Here is a 20,995-nt window from a genome sequence, read left to right as displayed (position 1 = left end):
CATGCAAGAACGAATAAAAGAACTGTTTAGAGAGAGTATTCAAACCAAGATCGCCGCCGCTGAAGCGCTGCCCGATGGCATCGAAAAGGCATCCATGCTGATTGCCCAAGCATTGCTAAGTGGTAACAAGGTGTTGATTGCAGGCAATGGCACCAGCGCCGCCTTAGCGCAGATCTTCTGCAGTTTCTTGGTTAATCGCTACGATACCGAGCGCCCCAGCCTACCGGCGCTAGCATTAACCACCGACAGCTCTGTGCTAACCGCCATCGCCGACGACTACCTGTTTGATGAGGTGTTTGCCAAACAAGTACGCGCGCTTGGCCAAGAGGGCGATGTGTTGATTGCTATCTCTGACAACGGCAACACCCGCAATATCATCAAGGCCATGGAAGCCGCGGTAAATCGCGATATGCACATTGTTGCGCTTACCGGGAAAGATGGCGGCGAAATGGCGGGGCTGCTGAGTGAGCAAGACGTGGAGATCCGCGTACCCGCCGAACAAAACAACCGTATTGTTGAAGTTCACCTCTTGGCTCTGGAAATACTTTGCGATTTAATTGACCAAACGCTATTCCCCCAACAAGAGATGTAAGGATGAAACGCTTAGCTTTAGTACTCACCGCTTGTCTGCTGCTACAAGCCTGTGCAGCTGCAGTGGTGGTTGGTACCGGCGTGGCAGTCTCTGCCGGCACGGACCGACGCACCCTGGGCGCCCAGGTTGATGACAAGGGCCTCTACCTCAAGATTGTTCACGTTCTATCTGAAGACGAAGAGCTGTGGACCGCCAGTAAGATCAGTGTAGAAGTACTCAACGCCCGGGTATTGTTGATCGGCCAAACACCGGAGCAGCGCTATGCCAATCGCGCAACCGAGCTCACCCGCAATGTGGAAGGGGTGGTGGAAGTGCTCAATGAGATGCGCCTCAAAGAGCCCGTATCGCTAAGCACCCGCAGCAACGACACCTGGATCACCACCAAGATCCGCAGCAAGCTACTGACCAACCCGGAAATCCCTTTGAACAAGATTCGTGTGACCACCGAAGACTCGGAAGTGTTTCTTATCGGTATTGTCACTAAAGAGGAAGAGGATATTGCCGTGGATATAGCCCGCCACGAAAAAGGCGTAAGCAAGGTGATTAAGGTATTTGAGCGGGCGGAAATTGACGAGAGCTAGTCCCGATACGCCCCTATCTAAGGCAATAAAAAAGCGCTCCTCGGAGCGCTTTTTTTACTTCACTACCCGTAGGCTGGGTCGCTTCGGCTTAGTCTCGGGTTCGGGGCTAGCCTCCTCGGCCATCTCCACTTCCTCGATAAGCTCTTCTGCTTGATCATAAGCCGGTTCAGAATCGAACACGGTGCCTGCGCCGTTTTCACGGGCGTAGATGGCAATCACCGCAGCCATCGGTACGTACACTTCAAAGGGTTGTCCGCCAAAGCGGGCATTGAAGCTAAGCTGCTCCAGATCCATGTTGAAGTTCACAATTGCCGACGGGGCGATGTTCAGCACGATCTGACCGTTCTCCACGAACTGTTGCGGCACATTCACATAAGGGCGAGTCGCATCCACCACCAAGTGAGGGGTTAGCTCGTTATCCAGCAGCCAGTCGTAAAAAGCCCGTAGCAAGTACGGGCGATTCGGCGTCATTGAAGTGCTCATCTTAGGCAATAAAACCGTCGCGGATTTCGCGCTCAGAATCAGTCAGAGATGCCTGGAACGACTCGCGGTCGAATACGCGAACCATGTACGACTTAATCTCTTTCGCGCCAGCACCTTCAAGCTCAATGCCCAGCACAGGCAAACGCCACAACAGCGGAGCCAGGTAGCAATCAACCAAGCTGAACTCTTCGCTCATAAAGTACGGCATTTCGGCGAACACTGGAGCGATGGCCAGCAGGCTCTCTTTAAGCTGCTTGCGCGAAGCTTCAGCGTCTTCGCCGCGCTCAATCTTGTGCACCAAGCTGTACCAGTCATTCTGTACACGGTGCATCATCAGGCGGCTTGAGCCACGTGATACCGGGTAAACAGGCATCAGCGGCGGGTGTGGGAAACGCTCGTCCAAGTACTCCATGATGATCTGCGATTGGTACAGCACCAACTCACGATCAACCAAGGTCGGTACAGAGCTGTAAGGGTTCAGGTCAACCAGATCTTCTGGCAGGTTGTTTGGATCAACCAGATTGATTTCGACACTTACTCCCTTCTCAGCCAGTACGATGCGCACTTGATGACTGTACAAGTCATTGGCACCAGAGAATAACGTCATTACCGAACGTTTGTTGGCAGCTACAGCCATTGAACCCTCCACAAAACTGTTTATCTACAACGATTAAACGGCAACAGCGTAGCACTGTTGCCGTACACTGCCAGTGCAGCGCGATATTAGTGAACGTCTCGCCAGTACTCTTTCTTAAGCAAGTAACTGAAGATAAAGAAGATCACCAAGAAACCGAGCACCCAATAGCCGAGGCGCTTACGCTCCTGCTTAACGGGTTCGGCCGAATAGACCAGATAGTTTACCAGATCTAACACCGCTTGGTCATATTCATCTTCACTCATTTCGCCGCTACCGTCAGATTCGATGCCAACAAACACCTGTTGCGGCTCTCCGTCGATCAGAGGCTCTTCGTAAACAGCGCGGGGGATGCCCTGCAGTTCTTGAAGCACATGCGGCATACCGACACTTGGGAAGACCAAGTTATTCACGCCGTACGGGCGACTAGGATCTTCGTAGAAGGTGCGCAGATAGGTGTATAGCCAGTCCGCACCGCGAACTCGCGCCACATTGGTGAGGTCCGGCGCAGGCGCACCGAACCACTTGGCGATTTGCTCTTCGCTGGCAGCGTTCTTCATCAGCTCACCGGATTTCACACCGGTAAACACCAGATGCTGCTCCATCAGCTCGATGGGAATATCTAGGTCTTCAGCTACCCGGTTGTAGCGTTGGTACTGGGTGCTGTGACAGCCAAAGCAGTAGTTCATAAACAGCTTGGCACCATTTTGCAGTGAGGCCTTGTCGCTTAGGTCATACTCCGCCTTGTCCAAATGAACATTGGAGCCACCCGCTGCCAGAGCCAAACCGGGAACAACGAACACTAATGCTAAAAGTAGTTTCTTCATCATTTGGTTAATCTCTCAGGCAAGGGCTTGGTCGCTTCGTTTTTGCTGTAGAACCAAAGCAGAACAAAGAAGGCGAAATACCCGAAGGTAGTGATCTGCGCCAACAAGGTTCTGCCCTCGGTTGGCGGCAACACACCCAAGACGCCCAAAATAATGAAGCAAACGATGAACTGAGCAATGTTGAGGCGGTGCAACATACTGCGGTAACGCCAAGACTTTACCTTACAGCGGTCTAACCAAGGCAAGATAAACAGCACCAAAATCGACAGCCCCATCATGATCACGCCACCGAGTTTGTCGGGAATGGCCCGCAAGATGGCGTAAAACGGAGTGAAGTACCATACCGGCGCAATATGCTCAGGGGTCTTCAGCGGGTTGGCGATTTCGAAGTTCGGCTTCTCCAGGAAGTAGCCGCCGCCATCTGGCATAAAGAAGATGACAAAGCAGAAGAAGAACAGGAAGCCCACTACCCCGACAATGTCCTTAACACTGTAATAAGGATGGAAGGGGATGCCATCTTTCGGCCAGCCATTGGCGTCTTTGTTTTTCTTAATCTCGATACCGTCAGGGTTGTTCGAGCCGACTTCGTGCAGTGCGATAATGTGCAGGAATACCAGCATCACTAGCACTAGCGGTAAGGCCACCACATGCAGGGCGAAGAAGCGGTTGAGGGTTGCACCTGATACCACGTAATCGCCACGGATCCACAGGGTTAGGTCATCGCCAATCACCGGTATCGCACCGAACAGCGAGATGATTACCTGAGCGCCCCAGTAAGACATCTGGCCCCAAGGCAGGATGTAGCCCATAAAGGCTTCCGCCATCAGCACCAGGAAGATCAGCATGCCGAACAGCCACAGCAACTCGCGGGGCTTTTGGTAGGAGCCGTAGATAAGCCCGCGGTACATGTGCAGATATACCACCACAAAGAAGGCCGAGGCGCCGGTAGAGTGCATGTAGCGCAGCAGCCAGCCCCACGGTACATCACGCATGATGTATTCCACCGAGGCAAATGCACCTTCTGCGGTAGGGTTGTAATGCATGGTCAGCCAGATGCCGGTTAGCAGCTGATTGACCAGCACTAACATGGCCAGTGAGCCGAAGAAGTACCAGAAGTTAAAGTTCTTGGGAGCTGGGTACTTGCTGATGTGCTTTTCCCAGGTTTTGGTCATTGGGATCCGATCATCGATCCACGAAATCAATGCTTTCATCGCTTATGCCTCCTGATCAACACCGACCAAAATGGTGCTGTCGTCCAAGTATTGATGAGGAGGCACTGCCAGGTTCAACTGAGCAGGCACACCGGAGAACACCCGTCCGGCCATATCGAATTTCGAGCCATGGCAGGGGCAGAAGAACCCGTACTCAACACCTTGTACCTGCTCAGCAAAGCTGCCCGGCAAGTAGGTGGGCGAGCAGCCCAAGTGAGTACACAGGCCAACACCGACAAACAGCTGCGGCTTGATGGAACGATGTGTGTTCACGGTATACGGCGGTTGTTGCGGTTCCGATGAATCAGGGTCAGCGAGCTTGTCGCCAATCTGCTCTAGATTATCCAATACCGCCTGCGGGCGATTGACCACCCACACCGGCTTTCCGCGCCATTCAACCCGGATCAACTGACCCGGTTCAACTTTACTGATATCGACTTCGACAGGAGCTCCGGCCGCACGTGCTTTAGCACTGGGCGTCCAAGAACTAATAAAAGGGACTGCTGCGAACGCGGCGCCAACTCCTCCTACGACACTCGTAGTCCAAGTTAAAAAGCGGCGACGTCCAGCATCGACAGGAGCGTTACTCATCCACTGAATCTCCGTTAAGGATCCGCACAAATTATTGTTAATTTATCCTTGCGGCTTGCTGCACAAGCTGAGGTTATCGCTACATGTAGCTCAAGAGCTATAAATATGTTAACGATAAGGTAGCTGAATGGTAATAAAGTTCCCCTGATTTAACAAGGGATTCAGGGCATTTCTGCGGGGCAGCAGGCATAAAAAAAGCCCGGATAAACCGAGCTTTTTGACAGTATAAAGTTTGGTCTCTGCAATTAACGCTTAGAGAATTGCGGACGACGACGTGCTTTACGCAGACCAACTTTCTTACGTTCAACGCGACGTGCGTCACGAGTAACGAAGCCAGCTTTACGCAGTTCAGGGCGTAGGCTCTCATCGTACTCCATCAGCGCGCGGGTGATACCGTGACGGATAGCACCAGCTTGACCAGTAGTACCACCACCTTTAACGGTGATGTACAGGTCAACTTTCTCAGCCAATTCAACTAGCTCTAGAGGTTGACGAACAACCATACGAGCAGTTTCACGACCGAAGTATACGTCTAGTGAACGCTTGTTAACTTGAATGTTGCCGCTTCCTGCTTTCAGGAATACACGAGCGGTAGAGCTTTTGCGACGGCCAGTGCCGTAGTATTGATTCTCAGCCATTGTTCAAATTCCGTAACTTAAATATCTAAAACTTGTGGTTGCTGAGCAGCGTGGTTGTGCTCAGGACCGGCGTATACTTTCAGTTTACGGAACATTGCACGGCCTAGAGGACCTTTAGGCAACATACCTTTAACCGCAGACTGGATAACACGCTCAGGGGCTTTCTCGATCAGCTTTTCGAAGCTGATTGATTTCAGACCACCTGGGTAGCCAGTGTGCGAGTGGTAGATCTTGTCGCTGGCTTTCTTACCAGTTACAGCTACTTTCTCAGCGTTAACAACGATGATGTAATCACCAGTGTCTACGTGAGGAGTGTATTCTGCTTTGTGCTTACCACGCAGGCGGCTTGCAATTTCAGTTGCGATACGACCCAGAGTTTTGCCCTCTGCATCAACAACGTACCAGTCGCGTTTTACGCTTTCTGGCTTGGCTACAAAAGTTTTCATTTGTATAGAACCCAAATATTCTGTTACACCGTGTCTGTGCACTGAGCACAAACGTATAAAAAGCTACTCAATGTATCCCTTCGAATACCGAGTTAGCTGGGCTTGTTAGCATCGTCAAATCGACGACCTGTAACGTGGGTGGCGAGATTATAGGGGAAGTACAAAAAAAAAACACCCCTTGATATGAGTTTTTACCGTCTTTTCTGGCTTTTGCTGGCTTGCTAAGCCAAATGCTCCCGAGATAGGTACTCCTTGCTCTGCATCTCTTGCAGCCGCGACAAGCACCGTTCGAACTCGAACTGCAACTGCTTACCTTGGTAGAGCTGCTCCATCGCCACTTCTGCGGCTATGATCAGCGTTACATTACGCTCATAGAACTCATCAATAAGCGCGATAAAACGGCGCGCCGCATCCTCTTTACTGCTGTCCATCACCTTCACACCGGATAGCAGCACCGTGTGATAGATACGAGAAAGCTCGATGTAATCGAGCTGGCTGCGTGGCCCCTCGCACAGCTCGCTGAAGCTTATCTGCAGCACGCTGTCGGCTTCGGCCTGCACCGACAGTTGCCGATGGTTGATATCGATGCTGCACTCGAAGCGTCTTGGCGAGCTGGAGAGCTGGCGAAAGTAATGAGCAAGGTTAGTGTCGGCTTGATGATCCAAGGGGTAGTGGTAGATCTCTGCCTGCTCGAGGGTGCGTTGGCGATAATCAACACCGCCATCCACATTCAGCACTTGGCAGTACTGTTGGATAAGCGCAATGGTGGGTTCAAACCGCGGCCGCTGCAAGCCATTGCGGTACAACAGCTCTGGCGGAATATTTGAGGTGGCCACCAAGCTCACCCCGCGGGCGAATAAAGCCTCGAACAAGCCCGCTAAGATCATCGCATCGGTAATGTCGGTCACGAAGAATTCATCGAAGCAGATCACCCGCGCTTGATGAGCGAAGCGGTCTGCCACTTTAAGCAAGGGATTCACCTGCCCTTTCAAGTCGGCTAAATCATCATGCACCTGCTGCATAAAGCGATGAAAGTGTACCCGCAACTTGTCTTCGAACGGCAAGGCGCAAAAAAAACAGTCCATCAAGTAGGTCTTTCCGCGCCCCACACCGCCCCACATATACAGGCCTTGTACCGGTTTGATTACAGTTGGCGTCGGGGTCGTGAAGTGTGCTTTTAGCTTGGAAAGAAAGCCAGTGTTGACCTCTGGCTCAGCGCTTTCCGGCCTGGCTATCAGCGCTTGATAAACCTGCGACAACGCTTGGATGGCGGCCAGTTGAGCGGGATCCGGCAGGATAACTCCCTGCTCTAAGTCCTGTTGATAGCGCTGTTCTGGGGTCATATCTGGCTCGCTCCTTGGGCCGATTGAATGCTCGAAATTGATAGTACCATGTCCTGAGATTCTCAAGTATATTGAGGTGACAACCAGCACATAAGGATGACTATGGACCCTACAAGCAGTGTGATATTTCTCCTGATTGGTGTCGCTATTGGATATTTTGTTAGTCGCTTGTTTGGCAAGTCTTCAGTGTCTGAGCGCTCCATTTCCCAGGAACTCGATCAAAACCGTAAAGAGCTGGATAGCTACAAACAGCAGGTTCAAGAGCACTTCGCCACCAGCGCTCAACTTCTCGAAGATATGGCTAAGCAGTATCAGAGTATCTACGAGCACATGGCCAATCAAAGCAAGTCGCTGATTGGTGACGACGAAGCCCAGCACCCTCTCTTTGTTGAGTACCAGCAGAAGCTTGAGTTGGAAGACACCGAAGAGGAAGAAAGCGGTGATGCTCAACCTAAAGACTACGCCAATCAACCTTCCGGCCTGTTCAAAGAAGGCCAACGCCAAGCAAGTTAATCGGAACTAGCTCTTAAAAGCAGGGTCATAAGATCCTGCTTTTGTCGTTAAATCAGTGATATGTAGAGGAAGACATTTGATGAAAACCCTAGCGAAATCGTTGCGATTGCTTTTAGTCGCTATGTGTTTGAGTATTACTTCAAACCCATCCTTTGCGGTACTCCCTGCTGCCGTCGGTGACACCCCCATCCCCTCCCTTGCGCCAATCCTTGATGAAGCCACTCCGGCGGTAGTCAATATTGCCGTGGCGGGAACTATTGTCAGCGATCAGCAAGTGCCTGATCTGTTCCGTTACTTCTTCGGCGATGACGTGCCACAAGGGCCACAGCAGCGCCCCTTCCAAGGGCTCGGCTCAGGCGTGATCATCGACGCCAAGAAAGGCCATGTGATTACCAACTATCACGTAATCCACGAAGCCGATGAGATTCAAGTGACCCTGAAAGACGGCCGCAGCTACGATGCCAAGGTACTGGGCCATGACCGCCAGACCGACGTTGCCTTGCTGCAAATCGAGGCCGACGACCTGACAGAGCTGCCACTGGCCGATTCAGACAAGCTGCGCGTGGGCGACTTCGCCATCGCTATCGGTAGCCCCTTTGGTCTGGAGCAGACCGTTACCTCAGGCATTATCTCTGCGCTAGGTCGCAGTGGCTTGAACATGGAAAACTTGGAGAACTACATCCAAACCGATGCCGCCATCAACCGCGGTAACTCTGGCGGTGCGCTGATTAACCTGCGCGGCGAGCTTATCGGTATGAACACCATGATTATCGCGCCCACCGGCGGTAACGTCGGTATCGGCTTTGCGATTCCGGCCAACATGCTGCGCAACCTGACCGAACAGATCACCCAATTCGGTGAAGTGCGCCGTGGCGTGCTCGGCGTAGCCGGTGGTGAGCTGGATAGCGATCTAGCCAAAGCGCTGGGCACCGACTCGCAGCACGGCGCGTTTGTCGACCGCGTAATGCCCAACTCTGCGGCTGCAGAAGCAGGTCTGGAAGCTGGCGATATCATCGTGTCGGTGAATGGTAAAGATGTGAAAAGCTTTGGTGAACTGCGCGCCAAGATCGGCACCATCGGTGCAGGCAAAAAGGTTGAGCTGGGGGTTATCCGCGACGGTAAACGCCGCAGCTTCGATGTGGTACTTAAGCCTGCTGAAGAAACCAACATCCAAGCCAAAGTGATGCACCCTGCGCTGGAAGGCGCGTCTCTGAGCTCTACCACCAAAGAAGCCAAGGCCCAAGGCGTACTGATCGACAGCGTCGCGCGTAACTCGCCCGCCTTCCGCAATGGCTTTGAAGAAGGTGACATCATTGTGTCAATCAACAAGACACCGATCACCTCCATCACCGACCTGCGTAAGCTACTGGAGACCGAGCCAAGCATCCTCGCCATCAACATTCTGCGTGGTGAAGAAACCCTGTATCGGATTATCCGCTAACGTGCACATCAAGTGAAAAAAGGCAGCATTGGCTGCCTTTTTCTTTTGTTTCACCCACCAACAGTTGGCTTACCGTACCAGCGTGCTATCCTACCAAAGCTAGTAGGGAGATTATTTTTTGTCGGTTATCAAGTATTTACTCAAACCTGCCCTGTTTGGTTTAGCGATTGCTATCGGGATCTTGTTTGCCTTTCCTGAGTTTCGAGAAAGCGGCAAACAGCTGATCGATGACTACACCGAGGTCCCACTCGCCAGCTACTCGTCGGCAGCACGCAAGGCGGCTCCAGCGGTGGTGAACATCTACACCCGTAGCTTCCTGCAATCCTATGTGACCGCAGAGCAGCAGATCGAGAATCAGGGACTGGGCTCTGGGGTATTAATGTCGACTCAGGGTTACATCCTGACCAACCTGCACGTTATCGCCAACTCCGATCAAATCATCGTTGCACTGCAAGATGGCCGCATCTTCAACGCTGAGCTAGTAGGCGGCGATAGGATCACCGACTTGGCAGTGCTTAAGATTGACGCCTCCCCCGACCTACCGGTTATCCCGCAAAACGACCAACTGAACCCGCAAGTGGGTGATGTGGTGCTAGCTATCGGCAACCCCTACAACATCGGCCAGACCATCACCCAGGGCATCATCAGTGCGACCGGTCGGAATGGTATGTCATCCACCGGACGCCAAGATTTCTTGCAAACCGATGCTGCAATTAACCGCGGTAACTCCGGCGGCGCCTTGATCAACACCCGCGGCGAGATCCTCGGTATCAACACCTCGGCTTTCCATATCTCCGAGCAGAACGATACCTACGGCATCAACTTCGCAATCCCCTTCAAGCTGGCTAAGCGCATTATGAACAGCCTGATTAGCGACGGCAAAGTGGTACGAGGCTACTTAGGATTGGATGGCCAGCGGATCACCCCAATGGTGGCATCGCGCTTGAACATCTCCAATGTGAAGGGTGTACTGGTCACTGGCGTCGACCCTAACGGTCCGGCAGCCATCGCGGGCATGATGGCCAATGACATCTTGCTGAGCATCAATGGCAACGAGGTGGAATCGGTACGCGATGCGATGGACATCGTGGCTGAGACACGCCCGGGGAGCGAGATTCAGGTACGCCTATATAGAAACGGGCAGCTACTTGAGCTACCCGTTACCGTATCTGAGCTGGTGTTTTAACGGCTGATTAGTCGTTAAAACGCTCGATGTTAGCGCCCAGTCCCGCAAACTTCGCTTCAATATGCTGATAGCCGCGGTCGATGTGGTAGATGCGGTCAACCACGGTCTCGCCCTTGGCCACCATCGCAGCAATCACCAAACTGGCAGACGCACGTAAGTCGGTCGCCATCACCTGAGCACCGCTCAGTGGCTTGGCTTCTTTACAAATTGCAGTGTTACCTTCCAGCTCGATGTCTGCGCCCATACGCTGCAGCTCAGGCACGTGCATAAAGCGGTTCTCGAAGATGGTCTCGGTCACATGGCCAGTGCCCGAGGCTACGATATTCAGCACGGTGAACTGAGCCTGCATATCGGTTGGGAAGGCCGGGTGCGGTGCAGTCTTCACGTTTACCGCTTTTAGCTCACGACCTTGCATGTCTAGCTCAATCCAGTCTTCACCCATGGTCAGCTTGGCACCGGCTTCTTCCAGCTTATGCAGCACCGCTTCCAATAGCTTAGGATCGGTGTGAGTACAACGTACGCGACCGCCGGTTACTGCACCCGCTACCAAGTAAGTACCGGTTTCGATGCGATCAGGCAGTACGGAGTACTCGCCGGCATGCAGATTCTCTACACCGTTGATCACGATGGTATCGCTACCCGCGCCTTGCACGTCGGCTCCCAGCGCATTCAGGAAGTTGGCCAAGTCGACCACTTCTGGCTCACGTGCCGCGTTTTCGATAACGGTTTGGCCATCAGCCAGTACTGCCGCCATCATCAGGTTTTCGGTGCCAGTTACACTCACCATATCCATAAAGATATGGGCGCCTTTCAGGCGGCCGTCGGTGCGGGCTTTCACGTAGCCATCTTCTACCACGATGTCAGACTGCATCAGCTCTAAGCCGTGGATGTGCAGGTTGACTGGGCGAGCGCCGATGGCGCAGCCACCAGGCAGTGATACGTCGGCTTTCGCGTAGCGAGCGACTAATGGGCCCAAGGCCAAAATCGACGCACGCATGGTTTTAACCAGCTCATAAGGCGCTTTGGTTTCGGTTGCTTTACCGGCTTTCACGGTGATGGTTTCACCCTCGACAACCACTTCACGGCCCAAAAACTCCAGCATCTTACAGGTGGTGCCAATATCGCGCAGCTGCGGCACATTGTGCAGTACCGTTTGCTCTTCGTTTAACAGGGTGGCAAATAGGATGGGCAGTGCGGCATTTTTCGCGCCGGAGATCACCACCTCGCCATCGAGACGACAACCGCCTTGAATCTTGAACTTATCCACTAGGGAACCTCTTACAACTGGCCGAACTTCTGCTGCGCTTTCCACTCTTCAGGGCTAAGAGCTTTGATGGTCAACGCATGGATTTCATTGCTGGCAATGTAATCCTTCAGTGGCGCGTAGATCACTTGCTGTTTTTTGACTCGGGTCATGCTGGCAAATTGCTCAGAAACAGCGACGACTTCGAAATGATTACCTTCACCACTGACAGCCAGGTGCTCGAGATCCAGCTGTTGATTAAGAATTTCTTTAACTTGATCGGCTTGCATTACAATCGCACTCCAGAATGCGTGGTAGGCGTTTATGAAAAGACAAACAGCGCGTCTAGTTGGTAAAGCTCGATCAAGCTGCGGGCTTGCTCAGAGCAACCTTGCAAGACTAGGGGCGCGTCTGGCTTTGGCTCGAATGCGGTGATAATAGCGGCAATTCCCGCAGAGTCAATCCGCGCGAGTTCCCCGAGCTGCAAACTGTGGCAGCGGTGCTGCTTGAGCTGCGGCCAGTATTCGGTGATTTCGCTGCTGGTGAGCTGGCCAGCTAGTTGCAGCGTCTGGCCATCTCCTTGTTGAATAGTAAGCACTTAGCTTTCCTCAAGCTCTTGACTGCCCTCAGCATTGCGCTGTTTGAGCAACTCAATCACATCTTCGATGCTTTGACGGCGCAGCAAGGAATCAAACTCAGATTGCTTCGCGGTGAGCATGCTCACCCCTTCGGCCACTAAATCGTAGGCCAGCCAGTTGCCAGATTTTTTGTGCAGGCGGAATTTGAACTCGAGGTTGATCGGCTCACGGCCTTTTTCAATAAACTGGGCTTTAACCCCCAGCTTGGTTTTGTCGCTAAAATCGCGGCCGGGTTCAATCTTCACCTCTTGACCAGAATACTGCGCCAAGGCATACACATAGGTGTTCACCAAGTAGTGCTCGAACTCCGCCACAAAGGCTGCGCGCTGCTCTTTGCTGGTGCTGCGTACATGTTTACCCAACACCACAAACGAGGCGTAGACGTGGTCGATATGCGGCATCAGCTCTTGCTGGACGATACTGCGTACCTCATCTTGGCGAGCAGTATCTTCCACAATGCCCTGTACCTCGGCCAGACGGGAGAAGGTATTGGTAGCCACATGTTGCATCAGCTTATAAGGGTCGTGTGTCGGGTCTTCCGCATGCAGTGGCAGCGCCCAGGTGCACAACAACACGCCGAGCACTAGAAAGGTACGTTTCAAGGATTCCATATTACTTCTCCGTCAGAGAAAACAGCACTTTACCGATCAGCTCTTCAAGCACTAACGCTGACTTGGTGTCTTCGATGGTGGCACCGGCCTCGAGCGACTCGATGTCCTCCATAATAAAACCGGGATTCAGGCCAATGTATTGCTCGCCGAGCAGCCCTGCAGTCAGAATCGAGGCGGAGCTGGTCTCAGGGAAGTAGCCATAGCGCTCAAACATCTTCAGCGTCACCACCGGTACAAAATCGTCGCTATCCAGTTCAATCTTCTCGACTCGGCCCACTACAACGCCGCCAACTTTGACTGGCGAACGCGGCTTGAGGCCGCCAATGTTGTCGAAGCGCGCATACAAAGTGTAGCTCGGGCCATCGCCGGAGAACTGACTGTCTGCGATCTTCAGGCTTAGCACCAGCAAGGCCGCTAGCCCCAACAAAACAAAGCCGCCAACGGTCAATTCCAGTTTGTTTACTTTCACAGGTTCTCCCTAACTTCCAAACATCAGTGCGGTCAGAATAAAGTCCAGACCCAACACTAATAATGATGCATACACCACACTACGGGTAGTGGCCTGGCTAATTCCTCGGGCACTTGGCCGAGCATCGTAGCCATTAAACAGCGCCACCCAAGTCACCGCTAAGGCAAACACCACACTCTTGATTAAGCCATTGCCGATGTCCTGACCAAACTCGATGGACGCGCCCATAATCGACCAGAAGCTGCCATCGTCCACGCCAAGCCACTCGACACCGACCAAAAAGCCGCCCCAGATCCCCACCAGATTAAACATCGAGGCCAGCAACGGCATAGCGATAACGCCGGCCCAAAAGCGCGGAGCAATCACCCGGCGTAGCGGGTCCACCGCCATCATCTCCATACTAGAGAGCTGTTCGGTGGTTTTCATTAAGCCGATTTCGGCGGTCAACGCCGAGCCAGCTCGGCCGGCAAATAACAGCGCGGTCACCACTGGGCCAAGTTCACGTAGCAGCGATAGCGCCACCATCGGCCCTAAGCTGGTCTCAGCGCCAAAGTCCACCAAGATGCTATAGCCTTGAAACGCGATTACCATGCCGATAAACAGGCCCGATACCAAGATAATCGGCAGCGATAGCACCCCAACCACATAGAGCTGGCGGACGATATCGCGCAGCAGCTTACGGGTTGGAATAAACCACAACGCTTGAGCCAACATCATCGAGGCGCGCCCTAAGGCGGCGACGTTGGCCAAGCAGCTGGCACCTAGCTGGCTGATTGCCTGAATCACTGCTCACCTCCCAAGGCGCTGAGGTAATCCTCGGCCGGATAATGAAAGGCCACCGGCCCATCGGCCAAGCCCTGCAAAAACTGCTGCACTCTTGGGTCTTCACTATCACGGATCTGCTGCACCGAGCCGCTCGCCAGCACCCGGTGCTGATCAATCAAGAAAACGTGGTCGGCAATACTCATCACTTCGTCGACATCGTGGGAAACGATCACCGAGGTCAAATTTAAACTCTTGCCCAAGGTGGCGATCAGTTTAACCAACACCCCCATGCTGATGGGGTCTTGGCCTACAAAGGGTTCATCATAGAGCACCACTTCGGGCTCAAGGGCAATAGCACGGGCCAGCGCCACCCGCCGGGCCATACCGCCGGAGAGGTCATTAGGCATCAGTTCGGCCGCGCCACGCAGCCCCACCGCGTGGAGCTTCATCAGCACTAAGTTGCGCAGCACCGATTCTGGCAGCTGGCAGTGCTCGCGCAGGGGGAAGGCGACATTTTCAAACACATTCAGGTCGCTAAACAGCGCACCGCTTTGAAACAGCATGCCTAAGCGTTTACGAAGCTTGTAGAGATTGGCGCGTGAGAGTTGGTGAACATCTTGCCCGTCAAACAGGATTTGACCGGCACTTGGCTGCAGTTGGCCACCAATGAGCTTGAGCAAGGTGGTCTTGCCGATGCCACTGGGTCCCATAATCGCGGTGATTTTCCCTTTGGGGATAGATAGGTTGAGGTCTGAGAAGATCGCTTTCTCACCTCGATGGAAGCTTAACTGCTGTACTTCGATCAACGTAACGCCGTTCCTTGGGCAAAACCAAAGCCATAATTTATTCTTTCTGGTCAAATCGCTCAAGGCAAAGCTTCCCTTTTCAGCGGAAAATACCGAAAATGCCAGCACTTTTTCACCCAAGTAATCAGCCATGTTAATTGATTTGCTACTTTTTGGCCTGGGATTGGCCGCCTTGATGTGGAGCGCAGACCGATTCGTATTCGGTGCTGCGGCGATTGCCAATAACTATGGCATTCCACCTTTGGTAATTGGACTTACCATCGTAGCGATGGGCTCTTCGGCGCCCGAAGTGATGATTTCAGCCACCGCCGCCTTAGAAGGCCAAGTGGATACCGCGGTGGGTAATGCCATCGGCTCCAACATCACCAATATGGCTTTGGTGCTAGGTGCAGCGGCCCTGCTACGGCCGCTAGCGGTCTCTTCCAACCTGATCTCGCGTGAACTGCCGATCCTGCTGGCTGCCACCGCGTTGGTGGGCTATCTGCTCAATGACCTGCTTTTAGGGCTCACTGAGGCGATGCTGCTGTTCGGGGTATTTATCGTCACCATGGCCTATTTGGTCTTTGCCACACTTAGGCAGAGCAAGCAGCAGCCCGATCCCATGGAATCAGAGGTGGATGCGGAGATCCCTCACGATGTCAGCACCGCCAAAGCGCTACTCTGGATCGCCATTGGCGGCGTCGTGTTGGCCTACAGCTCAGATGTATTAGTGGAATCTGCGTCAAATATTGCGCGTTACTTTGGAATGAGTGACCTACTTATTGGTCTAACCATCATCGCAATTGGCACTAGCCTGCCAGAGCTGGCCGCCAGCATTGCCGGGGTACTGAAGAACGAAGACGACATGGTGTTGGGCAATATTATTGGCTCCAACATGTTTAATATGTTGTTCGTGCTGTCGATCCCCGGCTTTTTAGCGCCCAGCGAGATCGACCCCTTTGCCGCAGGTCGCGACTATTATGTGATGGCAGGTCTGACCGCAGTGTTATTCTTAATGGCAATGGGTTTTGGCAAGCAGCGCCGCATCAACCGATGGGAAGGCGCACTGCTGATGGCCTGCTTTGTGGGTTACCAGTACCTGTTGTTTACCACCAGTTTTAGTTAAGAGGTTATTTTGTCGTTCGACTACATTGCCGCGGGCAAACAAGTGTTGTCCATTGAACAGCAAGCGATTGAAAACTTAACACAGTACATCGACGCCTCGTTCCAGCAAGCCTGTGAGCTTTTGCTGGAGTGCAAAGGTAAAGTCATCGTCACCGGCATGGGCAAATCCGGCCATATCGGTAAGAAGATAGCGGCAACCCTCGCCTCAACCGGCACACCGGCCTTTTTTGTCCACCCAGGCGAGGCCAGTCATGGCGATCTGGGCATGATTGCCAGCGACGACGTGGTGATTTGCATCTCCAACTCAGGCGAGTCGCCGGAGATCCTGGCACTCTATCCAGTCCTGCAAAAACTCAGCGTGAAGTCCATCGCGATGACCTCCAAGCCACAGTCATCCATGGCCAAGTTTGCCAATATCCACCTGTGCATTGCCGTCGAACGCGAAGCCTGTCCACTCGGCCTGGCGCCAACCGCCAGCTCCACCGCCACCCTGGTGATGGGGGATGCGCTGGCAGTGGCCCTGCTCGAGGCTCGCGGCTTTACCGCTGATGACTTTGCCTTATCCCACCCCGGCGGCACGCTAGGTAAGAAGCTGCTACTGGGGGTGAGCGATATCATGCTCACCGGCGAACAGCTGCCCTTGGTCGATGACCAACAAAGCCTGCGCCAGGCGCTGTTCGAGATGACTGCAAAAAGCCTGGGGATGGTCGGTGTGGTTAACTCAGAGGGCAAACTGGTGGGTCTGTTTACTGATGGCGACCTGCGCCGCGCGCTGGACAATGTATTTGATATCCGCAAGGTCTCGATCCGCGAGGTAATGACCCACAACCCGCGCACATTGACTGCCGACTGGCTGGCCTTTGATGCACTCAAAAAAATGAAAGAGTTCGCCATCAGCGGGCTGTTTGTGGTCGATGAGCACAACACCCCGGTTGGTGCCTTTAACGTACACACCCTGATGCAAGCGGGAGTTTATTAATGATTGCAACCCCTTATGGCGAAACCAGCGAACAAGTCATCAAGCACGCGCAAGCGATAAAGCTGCTGATCTGCGATGTTGACGGGGTGTTCTCCGACGGACGCATCTACATGGGTAATCAGGGCGAAGAGCTCAAGGCCTTCCATACCCGTGACGGCTTTGGCATCAAGGCATTGATTAACGTCGGCATCGAGATAGCGGTGATTACCGGACGTAACTCCAAGATTGTTGAGCAGCGCATGGGCGCCTTGGGCGTACAGCATATCTACCAAGGGCAGAGCGATAAAACCCTCGCCTTCGCCGAGCTGCTTGAACGCCTGTCGCTAAGTGCCGAGCAATGCGCCTATATCGGTGACGACGTCATCGACACTCCGGTGATGACGCCCTGCGGCCTCGGTGTTGCCACTGGCGATGCCCACCCACTTTGCAAGCAAGCTGCAGACTACGTCACCTTTACCCCGGGCGGCTATGGCGCGGTGCGCGAAGTGTGTGACCTAATCCTGCAAGCCCGCGGCGAACTGGAGCAAGCACAGGGTATGAGCGTATGAGGAAGCATGCCTTTTATTGGCTGCTACTAATCGCCTCTCTGGCGCTCTGGCAGTGGCTCGATGGCGATGAGCCAGAAGCGCCCACCGCCAGAGGCTTGGGCCGCCCAGACTTTACCGCCAGCCGGCTGTACAACGTCAGCTACAGCGAAGAGGGGCTGCCGGAGTATCGGATCTATGCCAACAGCATGGACTTTTACACCGACTCGAACATTACCCGCTTTGAGCAGCCACTTATCTTGGTTTATCCCGATCAGCTGCAGCCTGTATGGCAAATAACAGCGGATCAAGCTAAAGTACTCCGACAACAAAATGTGGCCTTTCATGACAATGTCGTTATCCGCAACTTAAGCAGAAACGAATATGTAAAGGACCTACTAACAGAATTCGTTAGCATCGATTTGAATCAGCAAACCATGCATAGTGATCAACAAGTTACAGTGCTAGGTCCAAGCTATCAGCTAATTGGTACAGGCATGGACGGTGACTTGGCTGAAGAGACGGTGCACTTACTTAATGACATAAATGCGGTTTATGAAACGTTACCTTAGCTCCATCGTAATCCTCGGCTTGCTAGCAGCCCCTGCAAGCTACGCCCTAGACGACGACTTTAAGCAAAAAATCGTGGTCGACGCCGGACGTCAAGAAGTTAGCCTTAAGGAAAACCGGGTGACTTTTTATGATGATGTCCAAGTCACCCAAGGCTCCATTAAGATGAATGCCGACCAGCTAAGCGTGATCGGCAGCGAAGAGGCTGGCAGCGAAGTGATGATCGCCCAAGGTCAGCCTGCGACCTTCTATCAGATGATGGAAAACGGCAAGCCCATCGAAGCCGAAGCGCATGAGATCCGCTATGAGCTAGCGACCCGCACCCTGACCCTGACTAAGGAAGCCGAGCTCAAACAAGAAGAGAGCTTAGTACGCGGCGAAATGATTCGATATAGCATCGATCTTCAGGAAATGGTGGCTCAGGGCGGAGAAAACTCCCGCGTCACAACCATCTTCCTGCCCCAGCAACTGGAAGAGTTGGAGCAGTATCAGCAACAAGGTAATCAAGAGTAATGCCCCAACTTAGCGCCAACAATCTGGGTAAATCCTACAAAGGTCGCAAGGTTGTTAAAGACGTCAGCCTCGAGGTCAAAACCGGCCAGATCGTTGGCCTACTAGGCCCTAACGGCGCCGGCAAGACCACCACCTTTTACATGGTGGTCGGCTTGGTCCCACGCGATCACGGCCAGATCAAAATCGACGATGAAGATATCTCCAACACCGCGATGCACACCCGTGCCCGCCGCGGTATCGGTTATCTGCCTCAGGAAGCTTCAATCTTCCGCCGCCTGACCGTCGAACAAAACATCATGGCGATTCTACAGACCCGCAAAGAACTCGACAGCGACCAGCGCGAGCAAGCAATGGATGACCTGTTGGAAGAGTTTCACATCGGTCATATCCGCAAAAATCTGGGCATGAGCCTGTCTGGTGGTGAGCGCCGCCGAGTTGAGATCGCGCGCGCCTTGGCCGCGGCTCCCAAGTTTATTTTGCTTGACGAACCCTTTGCCGGCGTAGATCCTATTTCAGTAATCGATATAAAAAAGATTATCGAGCACCTGCGGGATCGCGGGCTCGGCGTTCTGATTACTGACCACAATGTGCGCGAAACACTGGATGTCTGTGAACACGCTTACATTGTGAGCCAAGGTGAGCTTATCGCCTCTGGCAAGCCCGAGGACATTCTGCAAGACGAGCACGTGAAGCGCGTCTATCTCGGCGAGCAATTCAGACTATAATTAAGTTTGGGTAGTGTAATAACTACTTAAAGAACAGAAGGAAAGTTTCACCTTAATAAAAGCCTCTTTGCAGTTGCGATTAGGTCAGCAACTGACCATGACGCCCCAGCTACAACAAGCGATTCGCTTGCTTCAACTTTCGACTCTGGATCTTCAACAGGAAATCCAAGAGGCGCTGGAAAGTAATCCCCTACTTGAAGCAGAAGAAGCGAATAACGAGCTGGACGGCGACAGCGGCAACGAACTTAACGGCGCGAATGGCAAGGAGGCCAGTCAAAGCGAAGACAATCTCGACAACAGTCAGATTGAAGCCAGTGAAGCGATCAACCAAGATACAGTTTCCGATGATCTCCCAGTGGACTCCACCTGGGATGAGATCTACTCCGCCAGTTCAGCCCCTGCAGCCAGCCCGGTCAGCGATGACAACGACACCCTCTACCAAGGCGAAACCGTCGACTCTTTGCAAGACCACATGCTGTGGCAGATGCGCCTAACGCCTTTTTCCGATGTCGACCAAGCGATTGCGCTGGCGATTATCGACGGCATCGACGATTCCGGTTACCTGACCCAAAGCTGTGAGCAGCTGCTGGAAGGCCTAAACCGAGGCCTCGAAGACGACAACCAGATTGAGCTGGAAGAAGTTGAAGCAGTACTCAAGCGTATCCAGCATTTCGACCCTCTCGGCGTGGCCTCGCGCTCTTTGCAAGAGTGCTTGCTGATCCAATTGAATCAGTTCGAGCCGTGCACGCCATGGCTGGCTGAAGCCAAAGACGTGATCAGCAACCATATGGATGTGCTGGCTAACCGCGACTTCCGCCTACTGGCGCGCAAGACCAAGCTCAAAGAAGATCAGCTGCGCGAAATCATGCGCCTGATCCACAGCTTGGAACCTCGCCCCGGCAACGCCATTGAGCCTAATCAAGCGCAGTACATCATTCCCGACGTATCGGTGGTGAAAAAGCAGGGCCGTTGGGTGGTGGAACTCAACCCCGATGCGGTGCCGCGCCTGAAAGTGAACAGCCATTACGCGGCGATGAGCAAAACGGCCACCAACGCCGGTGACAGCCAGTTTATCCGCAGCCATCTGCAGGAAGCCAAGTGGTTTATCAAGAGCATTGAGAGCCGCAACGAGACCCTGCTGAAAGTGGCCAACTGCATTGTCCACCACCAGCAAGCCTTCTTCGAGTATGGCGAAGAAGCGATGAAGCCGATGGTACTGAACGATGTGGCAGAGGCGGTGGAGATGCATGAATCGACCATCTCCCGGGTGACCACCCAGAAATATATGCATACCCCACGCGGCATCTTTGAGTTGAAATACTTCTTCTCCAGCCACGTGGCTACCGAAGGCGGCGGCGAGTGTTCGTCTACCGCAATTCGGGCACTGATTAAGAAACTGGTAGCGGCCGAAAACACCGCCAAGCCATTGAGCGACAGTAAAATCGCCGACATCCTAGCCGAACAAGGGATCAAGGTGGCACGCCGAACTATCGCAAAATACCGTGAATCGCTCGGCATCCCACCTTCCAACCAACGGAAGAGCCTCATCTAGGGGCCTAAGC

Annotated in this window: 27 protein-coding genes; 12 read left to right on the top strand and 15 right to left on the bottom strand. The window is 53.3% G+C overall.

Features of this window, described 5'->3' with window-relative positions:
* The first annotated feature begins 1 nt into the window (after position 1).
* Together G461_RS0108655 and dolP are read left to right on the top strand one after the other, a co-directional pair.
* Positions 2–592: a D-sedoheptulose-7-phosphate isomerase gene (locus G461_RS0108655; RefSeq protein ID WP_026957942.1), complete on the top strand. Its 591-nt coding sequence runs from the start codon at positions 2–4 to the stop codon at positions 590–592.
* Positions 593–594: 2 nt separating this feature from the next.
* A complete protein-coding gene (gene dolP / locus G461_RS0108650) occupies positions 595–1,173 on the top strand; it encodes a division/outer membrane stress-associated lipid-binding lipoprotein (protein WP_026957943.1) in 579 nt (192 codons plus the stop codon).
* Between the two features lie 54 nt (positions 1,174–1,227).
* Here dolP and G461_RS0108645 read toward each other — a convergent pair whose 3' ends face one another.
* The 8 genes from G461_RS0108645 to zapE all read right to left on the bottom strand — a co-directional run bounded on the left by G461_RS0108645 (position 1,228) and on the right by zapE (position 7,346).
* The gene (locus G461_RS0108645) at positions 1,228–1,644 is read right to left on the bottom strand and encodes a ClpXP protease specificity-enhancing factor (RefSeq protein WP_026971532.1); all 417 of its coding nucleotides are present in this window, start codon (positions 1,642–1,644) and stop codon (positions 1,228–1,230) included.
* A gap of 13 nt (positions 1,645–1,657) precedes the next feature.
* Positions 1,658–2,293 (bottom strand): stringent starvation protein SspA, encoded by a 636-nt coding sequence (sspA, locus tag G461_RS0108640; RefSeq protein WP_026957945.1) that lies wholly within the window; start codon positions 2,291–2,293, stop codon positions 1,658–1,660.
* Positions 2,294–2,379: 86 nt separating this feature from the next.
* Complete coding sequence (locus G461_RS0108635) at positions 2,380–3,117, bottom strand: cytochrome c1 (RefSeq protein WP_026957946.1); 738 nt, start codon at positions 3,115–3,117, stop codon at positions 2,380–2,382.
* Positions 3,117–4,328, bottom strand: a complete 1,212-nt coding sequence (locus G461_RS0108630) for a cytochrome b (protein WP_026971531.1) — start codon at positions 4,326–4,328, stop codon at positions 3,117–3,119. Before G461_RS0108630 ends, G461_RS0108635 begins: the two co-directional genes overlap by 1 nt.
* Positions 4,329–4,331: 3 nt before the next feature.
* Positions 4,332–4,919 carry a ubiquinol-cytochrome c reductase iron-sulfur subunit gene (petA, locus tag G461_RS0108625; RefSeq protein WP_026957948.1) on the bottom strand — a complete coding sequence of 196 codons (588 nt, stop codon included), beginning with the start codon at positions 4,917–4,919 and terminating at the stop codon, positions 4,332–4,334.
* Positions 4,920–5,164: 245 nt separating this feature from the next.
* The gene (gene rpsI, locus G461_RS0108620; protein ID WP_026957949.1) at positions 5,165–5,557 is read right to left on the bottom strand and encodes a 30S ribosomal protein S9; all 393 of its coding nucleotides are present in this window, start codon (positions 5,555–5,557) and stop codon (positions 5,165–5,167) included.
* Positions 5,558–5,574: 17 nt separating this feature from the next.
* The gene (gene rplM, locus G461_RS0108615; protein ID WP_026957950.1) at positions 5,575–6,003 is read right to left on the bottom strand and encodes a 50S ribosomal protein L13; all 429 of its coding nucleotides are present in this window, start codon (positions 6,001–6,003) and stop codon (positions 5,575–5,577) included.
* 221 nt (positions 6,004–6,224) lie between these two features.
* Positions 6,225–7,346, bottom strand: coding sequence for a cell division protein ZapE (gene zapE / locus G461_RS0108610; RefSeq protein ID WP_026971530.1), 1,122 nt, complete (start codon positions 7,344–7,346; stop codon positions 6,225–6,227).
* A gap of 102 nt (positions 7,347–7,448) precedes the next feature.
* Here zapE and G461_RS0108605 point away from each other — a divergent pair, with 102 nt between their 5' ends.
* From G461_RS0108605 to degS, 3 genes are all read left to right on the top strand, one after another.
* Positions 7,449–7,859, top strand: a complete 411-nt coding sequence (locus G461_RS0108605; protein WP_026971529.1) for a Z-ring associated ZapG family protein — start codon at positions 7,449–7,451, stop codon at positions 7,857–7,859.
* Positions 7,860–7,938: 79 nt separating this feature from the next.
* Positions 7,939–9,300, top strand: a complete 1,362-nt coding sequence (locus G461_RS0108600) for a Do family serine endopeptidase (RefSeq protein WP_026971528.1) — start codon at positions 7,939–7,941, stop codon at positions 9,298–9,300.
* Positions 9,301–9,418: 118 nt separating this feature from the next.
* A complete protein-coding gene (gene degS / locus G461_RS0108595) occupies positions 9,419–10,486 on the top strand; it encodes an outer membrane-stress sensor serine endopeptidase DegS (RefSeq protein WP_035476760.1) in 1,068 nt (355 codons plus the stop codon).
* Positions 10,487–10,493: 7 nt separating this feature from the next.
* Here degS and murA read toward each other — a convergent pair whose 3' ends face one another.
* Genes murA through G461_RS0108560 form a run of 7 tightly spaced genes read right to left on the bottom strand, consistent with a single transcriptional unit; the run spans position 10,494 to position 15,018 of the window.
* Complete coding sequence (gene murA / locus G461_RS0108590) at positions 10,494–11,753, bottom strand: UDP-N-acetylglucosamine 1-carboxyvinyltransferase (protein ID WP_026971527.1); 1,260 nt, start codon at positions 11,751–11,753, stop codon at positions 10,494–10,496.
* 11 nt (positions 11,754–11,764) lie between these two features.
* A complete protein-coding gene (locus G461_RS0108585; protein WP_026957956.1) occupies positions 11,765–12,019 on the bottom strand; it encodes a BolA family protein in 255 nt (84 codons plus the stop codon).
* A gap of 32 nt (positions 12,020–12,051) precedes the next feature.
* Positions 12,052–12,327 (bottom strand): STAS domain-containing protein, encoded by a 276-nt coding sequence (locus G461_RS23765; RefSeq protein ID WP_035476762.1) that lies wholly within the window; start codon positions 12,325–12,327, stop codon positions 12,052–12,054.
* A complete protein-coding gene (locus G461_RS0108575; RefSeq protein ID WP_026971526.1) occupies positions 12,328–12,978 on the bottom strand; it encodes an MlaC/ttg2D family ABC transporter substrate-binding protein in 651 nt (216 codons plus the stop codon).
* A 1-nt stretch (position 12,979) separates the two neighbouring features.
* Entirely contained in the window at positions 12,980–13,447 is a 468-nt protein-coding gene (gene mlaD / locus G461_RS0108570; protein WP_026971525.1) for an outer membrane lipid asymmetry maintenance protein MlaD, read from the bottom strand.
* 9 nt (positions 13,448–13,456) lie between these two features.
* Complete coding sequence (gene mlaE / locus G461_RS0108565) at positions 13,457–14,230, bottom strand: lipid asymmetry maintenance ABC transporter permease subunit MlaE (protein WP_425393810.1); 774 nt, start codon at positions 14,228–14,230, stop codon at positions 13,457–13,459.
* Entirely contained in the window at positions 14,230–15,018 is a 789-nt protein-coding gene (locus G461_RS0108560; RefSeq protein ID WP_026971523.1) for an ATP-binding cassette domain-containing protein, read from the bottom strand. Before G461_RS0108560 ends, mlaE begins: the two co-directional genes overlap by 1 nt.
* A gap of 130 nt (positions 15,019–15,148) precedes the next feature.
* Here G461_RS0108560 and G461_RS0108555 point away from each other — a divergent pair, with 130 nt between their 5' ends.
* Genes G461_RS0108555 through G461_RS0108525 form a run of 7 tightly spaced genes read left to right on the top strand, consistent with a single transcriptional unit; the run spans position 15,149 to position 20,985 of the window.
* Positions 15,149–16,123 (top strand): calcium/sodium antiporter, encoded by a 975-nt coding sequence (locus tag G461_RS0108555; protein WP_026957961.1) that lies wholly within the window; start codon positions 15,149–15,151, stop codon positions 16,121–16,123.
* 6 nt (positions 16,124–16,129) lie between these two features.
* Positions 16,130–17,101, top strand: coding sequence for a KpsF/GutQ family sugar-phosphate isomerase (locus tag G461_RS0108550; protein WP_026957962.1), 972 nt, complete (start codon positions 16,130–16,132; stop codon positions 17,099–17,101).
* Positions 17,101–17,649 carry a 3-deoxy-manno-octulosonate-8-phosphatase KdsC gene (kdsC, locus tag G461_RS0108545; RefSeq protein ID WP_026971522.1) on the top strand — a complete coding sequence of 183 codons (549 nt, stop codon included), beginning with the start codon at positions 17,101–17,103 and terminating at the stop codon, positions 17,647–17,649. Before G461_RS0108550 ends, kdsC begins: the two co-directional genes overlap by 1 nt.
* Entirely contained in the window at positions 17,646–18,197 is a 552-nt protein-coding gene (gene lptC / locus G461_RS0108540; RefSeq protein WP_026971521.1) for an LPS export ABC transporter periplasmic protein LptC, read from the top strand. The genes kdsC and lptC overlap by 4 nt, the downstream gene beginning before the upstream one ends.
* The gene (lptA, locus tag G461_RS0108535; RefSeq protein ID WP_026971520.1) at positions 18,181–18,708 is read left to right on the top strand and encodes a lipopolysaccharide transport periplasmic protein LptA; all 528 of its coding nucleotides are present in this window, start codon (positions 18,181–18,183) and stop codon (positions 18,706–18,708) included. The genes lptC and lptA overlap by 17 nt, the downstream gene beginning before the upstream one ends.
* Positions 18,708–19,433, top strand: a complete 726-nt coding sequence (gene lptB / locus G461_RS0108530; RefSeq protein ID WP_026971519.1) for an LPS export ABC transporter ATP-binding protein — start codon at positions 18,708–18,710, stop codon at positions 19,431–19,433. The genes lptA and lptB overlap by 1 nt, the downstream gene beginning before the upstream one ends.
* Before the next feature lie 55 nt (positions 19,434–19,488).
* Positions 19,489–20,985, top strand: coding sequence for an RNA polymerase factor sigma-54 (locus G461_RS0108525; RefSeq protein ID WP_026971518.1), 1,497 nt, complete (start codon positions 19,489–19,491; stop codon positions 20,983–20,985).
* Positions 20,986–20,995: the final 10 nt, after the last annotated feature.

The organism is Aliagarivorans marinus DSM 23064 (genome assembly GCF_000429485.1).
GTDB lineage: Bacteria > Pseudomonadota > Gammaproteobacteria > Enterobacterales > Celerinatantimonadaceae > Aliagarivorans > Aliagarivorans marinus.
The sequence above is the reverse complement of the archived record's forward strand: the minus strand, read 5'-3'. Positions and strand labels throughout refer to the sequence as shown.

Coding starts and splice junctions, on each gene's coding strand:
- G461_RS0108655 (WP_026957942.1), top strand. CDS start 2: ATGCAAGAACGAATAAAAGAACTGTTTAGAGAGAGTATTCAAACCAAG.
- G461_RS0108635 (WP_026957946.1), bottom strand. CDS start 3,117: ATGAAGAAACTACTTTTAGCATTAGTGTTCGTTGTTCCCGGTTTGGCT.
- G461_RS0108630 (WP_026971531.1), bottom strand. CDS start 4,328: ATGAAAGCATTGATTTCGTGGATCGATGATCGGATCCCAATGACCAAA.
- lptB (WP_026971519.1), top strand. CDS start 18,708: ATGCCCCAACTTAGCGCCAACAATCTGGGTAAATCCTACAAAGGTCGC.
- G461_RS0108575 (WP_026971526.1), bottom strand. CDS start 12,978: ATGGAATCCTTGAAACGTACCTTTCTAGTGCTCGGCGTGTTGTTGTGC.
- lptC (WP_026971521.1), top strand. CDS start 17,646: ATGAGGAAGCATGCCTTTTATTGGCTGCTACTAATCGCCTCTCTGGCG.
- dolP (WP_026957943.1), top strand. CDS start 595: ATGAAACGCTTAGCTTTAGTACTCACCGCTTGTCTGCTGCTACAAGCC.
- rpsI (WP_026957949.1), bottom strand. CDS start 5,557: ATGGCTGAGAATCAATACTACGGCACTGGCCGTCGCAAAAGCTCTACC.
- G461_RS0108600 (WP_026971528.1), top strand. CDS start 7,939: ATGAAAACCCTAGCGAAATCGTTGCGATTGCTTTTAGTCGCTATGTGT.
- G461_RS0108585 (WP_026957956.1), bottom strand. CDS start 12,019: ATGCAAGCCGATCAAGTTAAAGAAATTCTTAATCAACAGCTGGATCTC.
- rplM (WP_026957950.1), bottom strand. CDS start 6,003: ATGAAAACTTTTGTAGCCAAGCCAGAAAGCGTAAAACGCGACTGGTAC.
- lptA (WP_026971520.1), top strand. CDS start 18,181: ATGAAACGTTACCTTAGCTCCATCGTAATCCTCGGCTTGCTAGCAGCC.
- G461_RS0108555 (WP_026957961.1), top strand. CDS start 15,149: ATGTTAATTGATTTGCTACTTTTTGGCCTGGGATTGGCCGCCTTGATG.
- G461_RS0108605 (WP_026971529.1), top strand. CDS start 7,449: ATGGACCCTACAAGCAGTGTGATATTTCTCCTGATTGGTGTCGCTATT.
- kdsC (WP_026971522.1), top strand. CDS start 17,101: ATGATTGCAACCCCTTATGGCGAAACCAGCGAACAAGTCATCAAGCAC.
- petA (WP_026957948.1), bottom strand. CDS start 4,919: ATGAGTAACGCTCCTGTCGATGCTGGACGTCGCCGCTTTTTAACTTGG.
- sspA (WP_026957945.1), bottom strand. CDS start 2,293: ATGGCTGTAGCTGCCAACAAACGTTCGGTAATGACGTTATTCTCTGGT.
- G461_RS0108645 (WP_026971532.1), bottom strand. CDS start 1,644: ATGACGCCGAATCGCCCGTACTTGCTACGGGCTTTTTACGACTGGCTG.
- zapE (WP_026971530.1), bottom strand. CDS start 7,346: ATGACCCCAGAACAGCGCTATCAACAGGACTTAGAGCAGGGAGTTATC.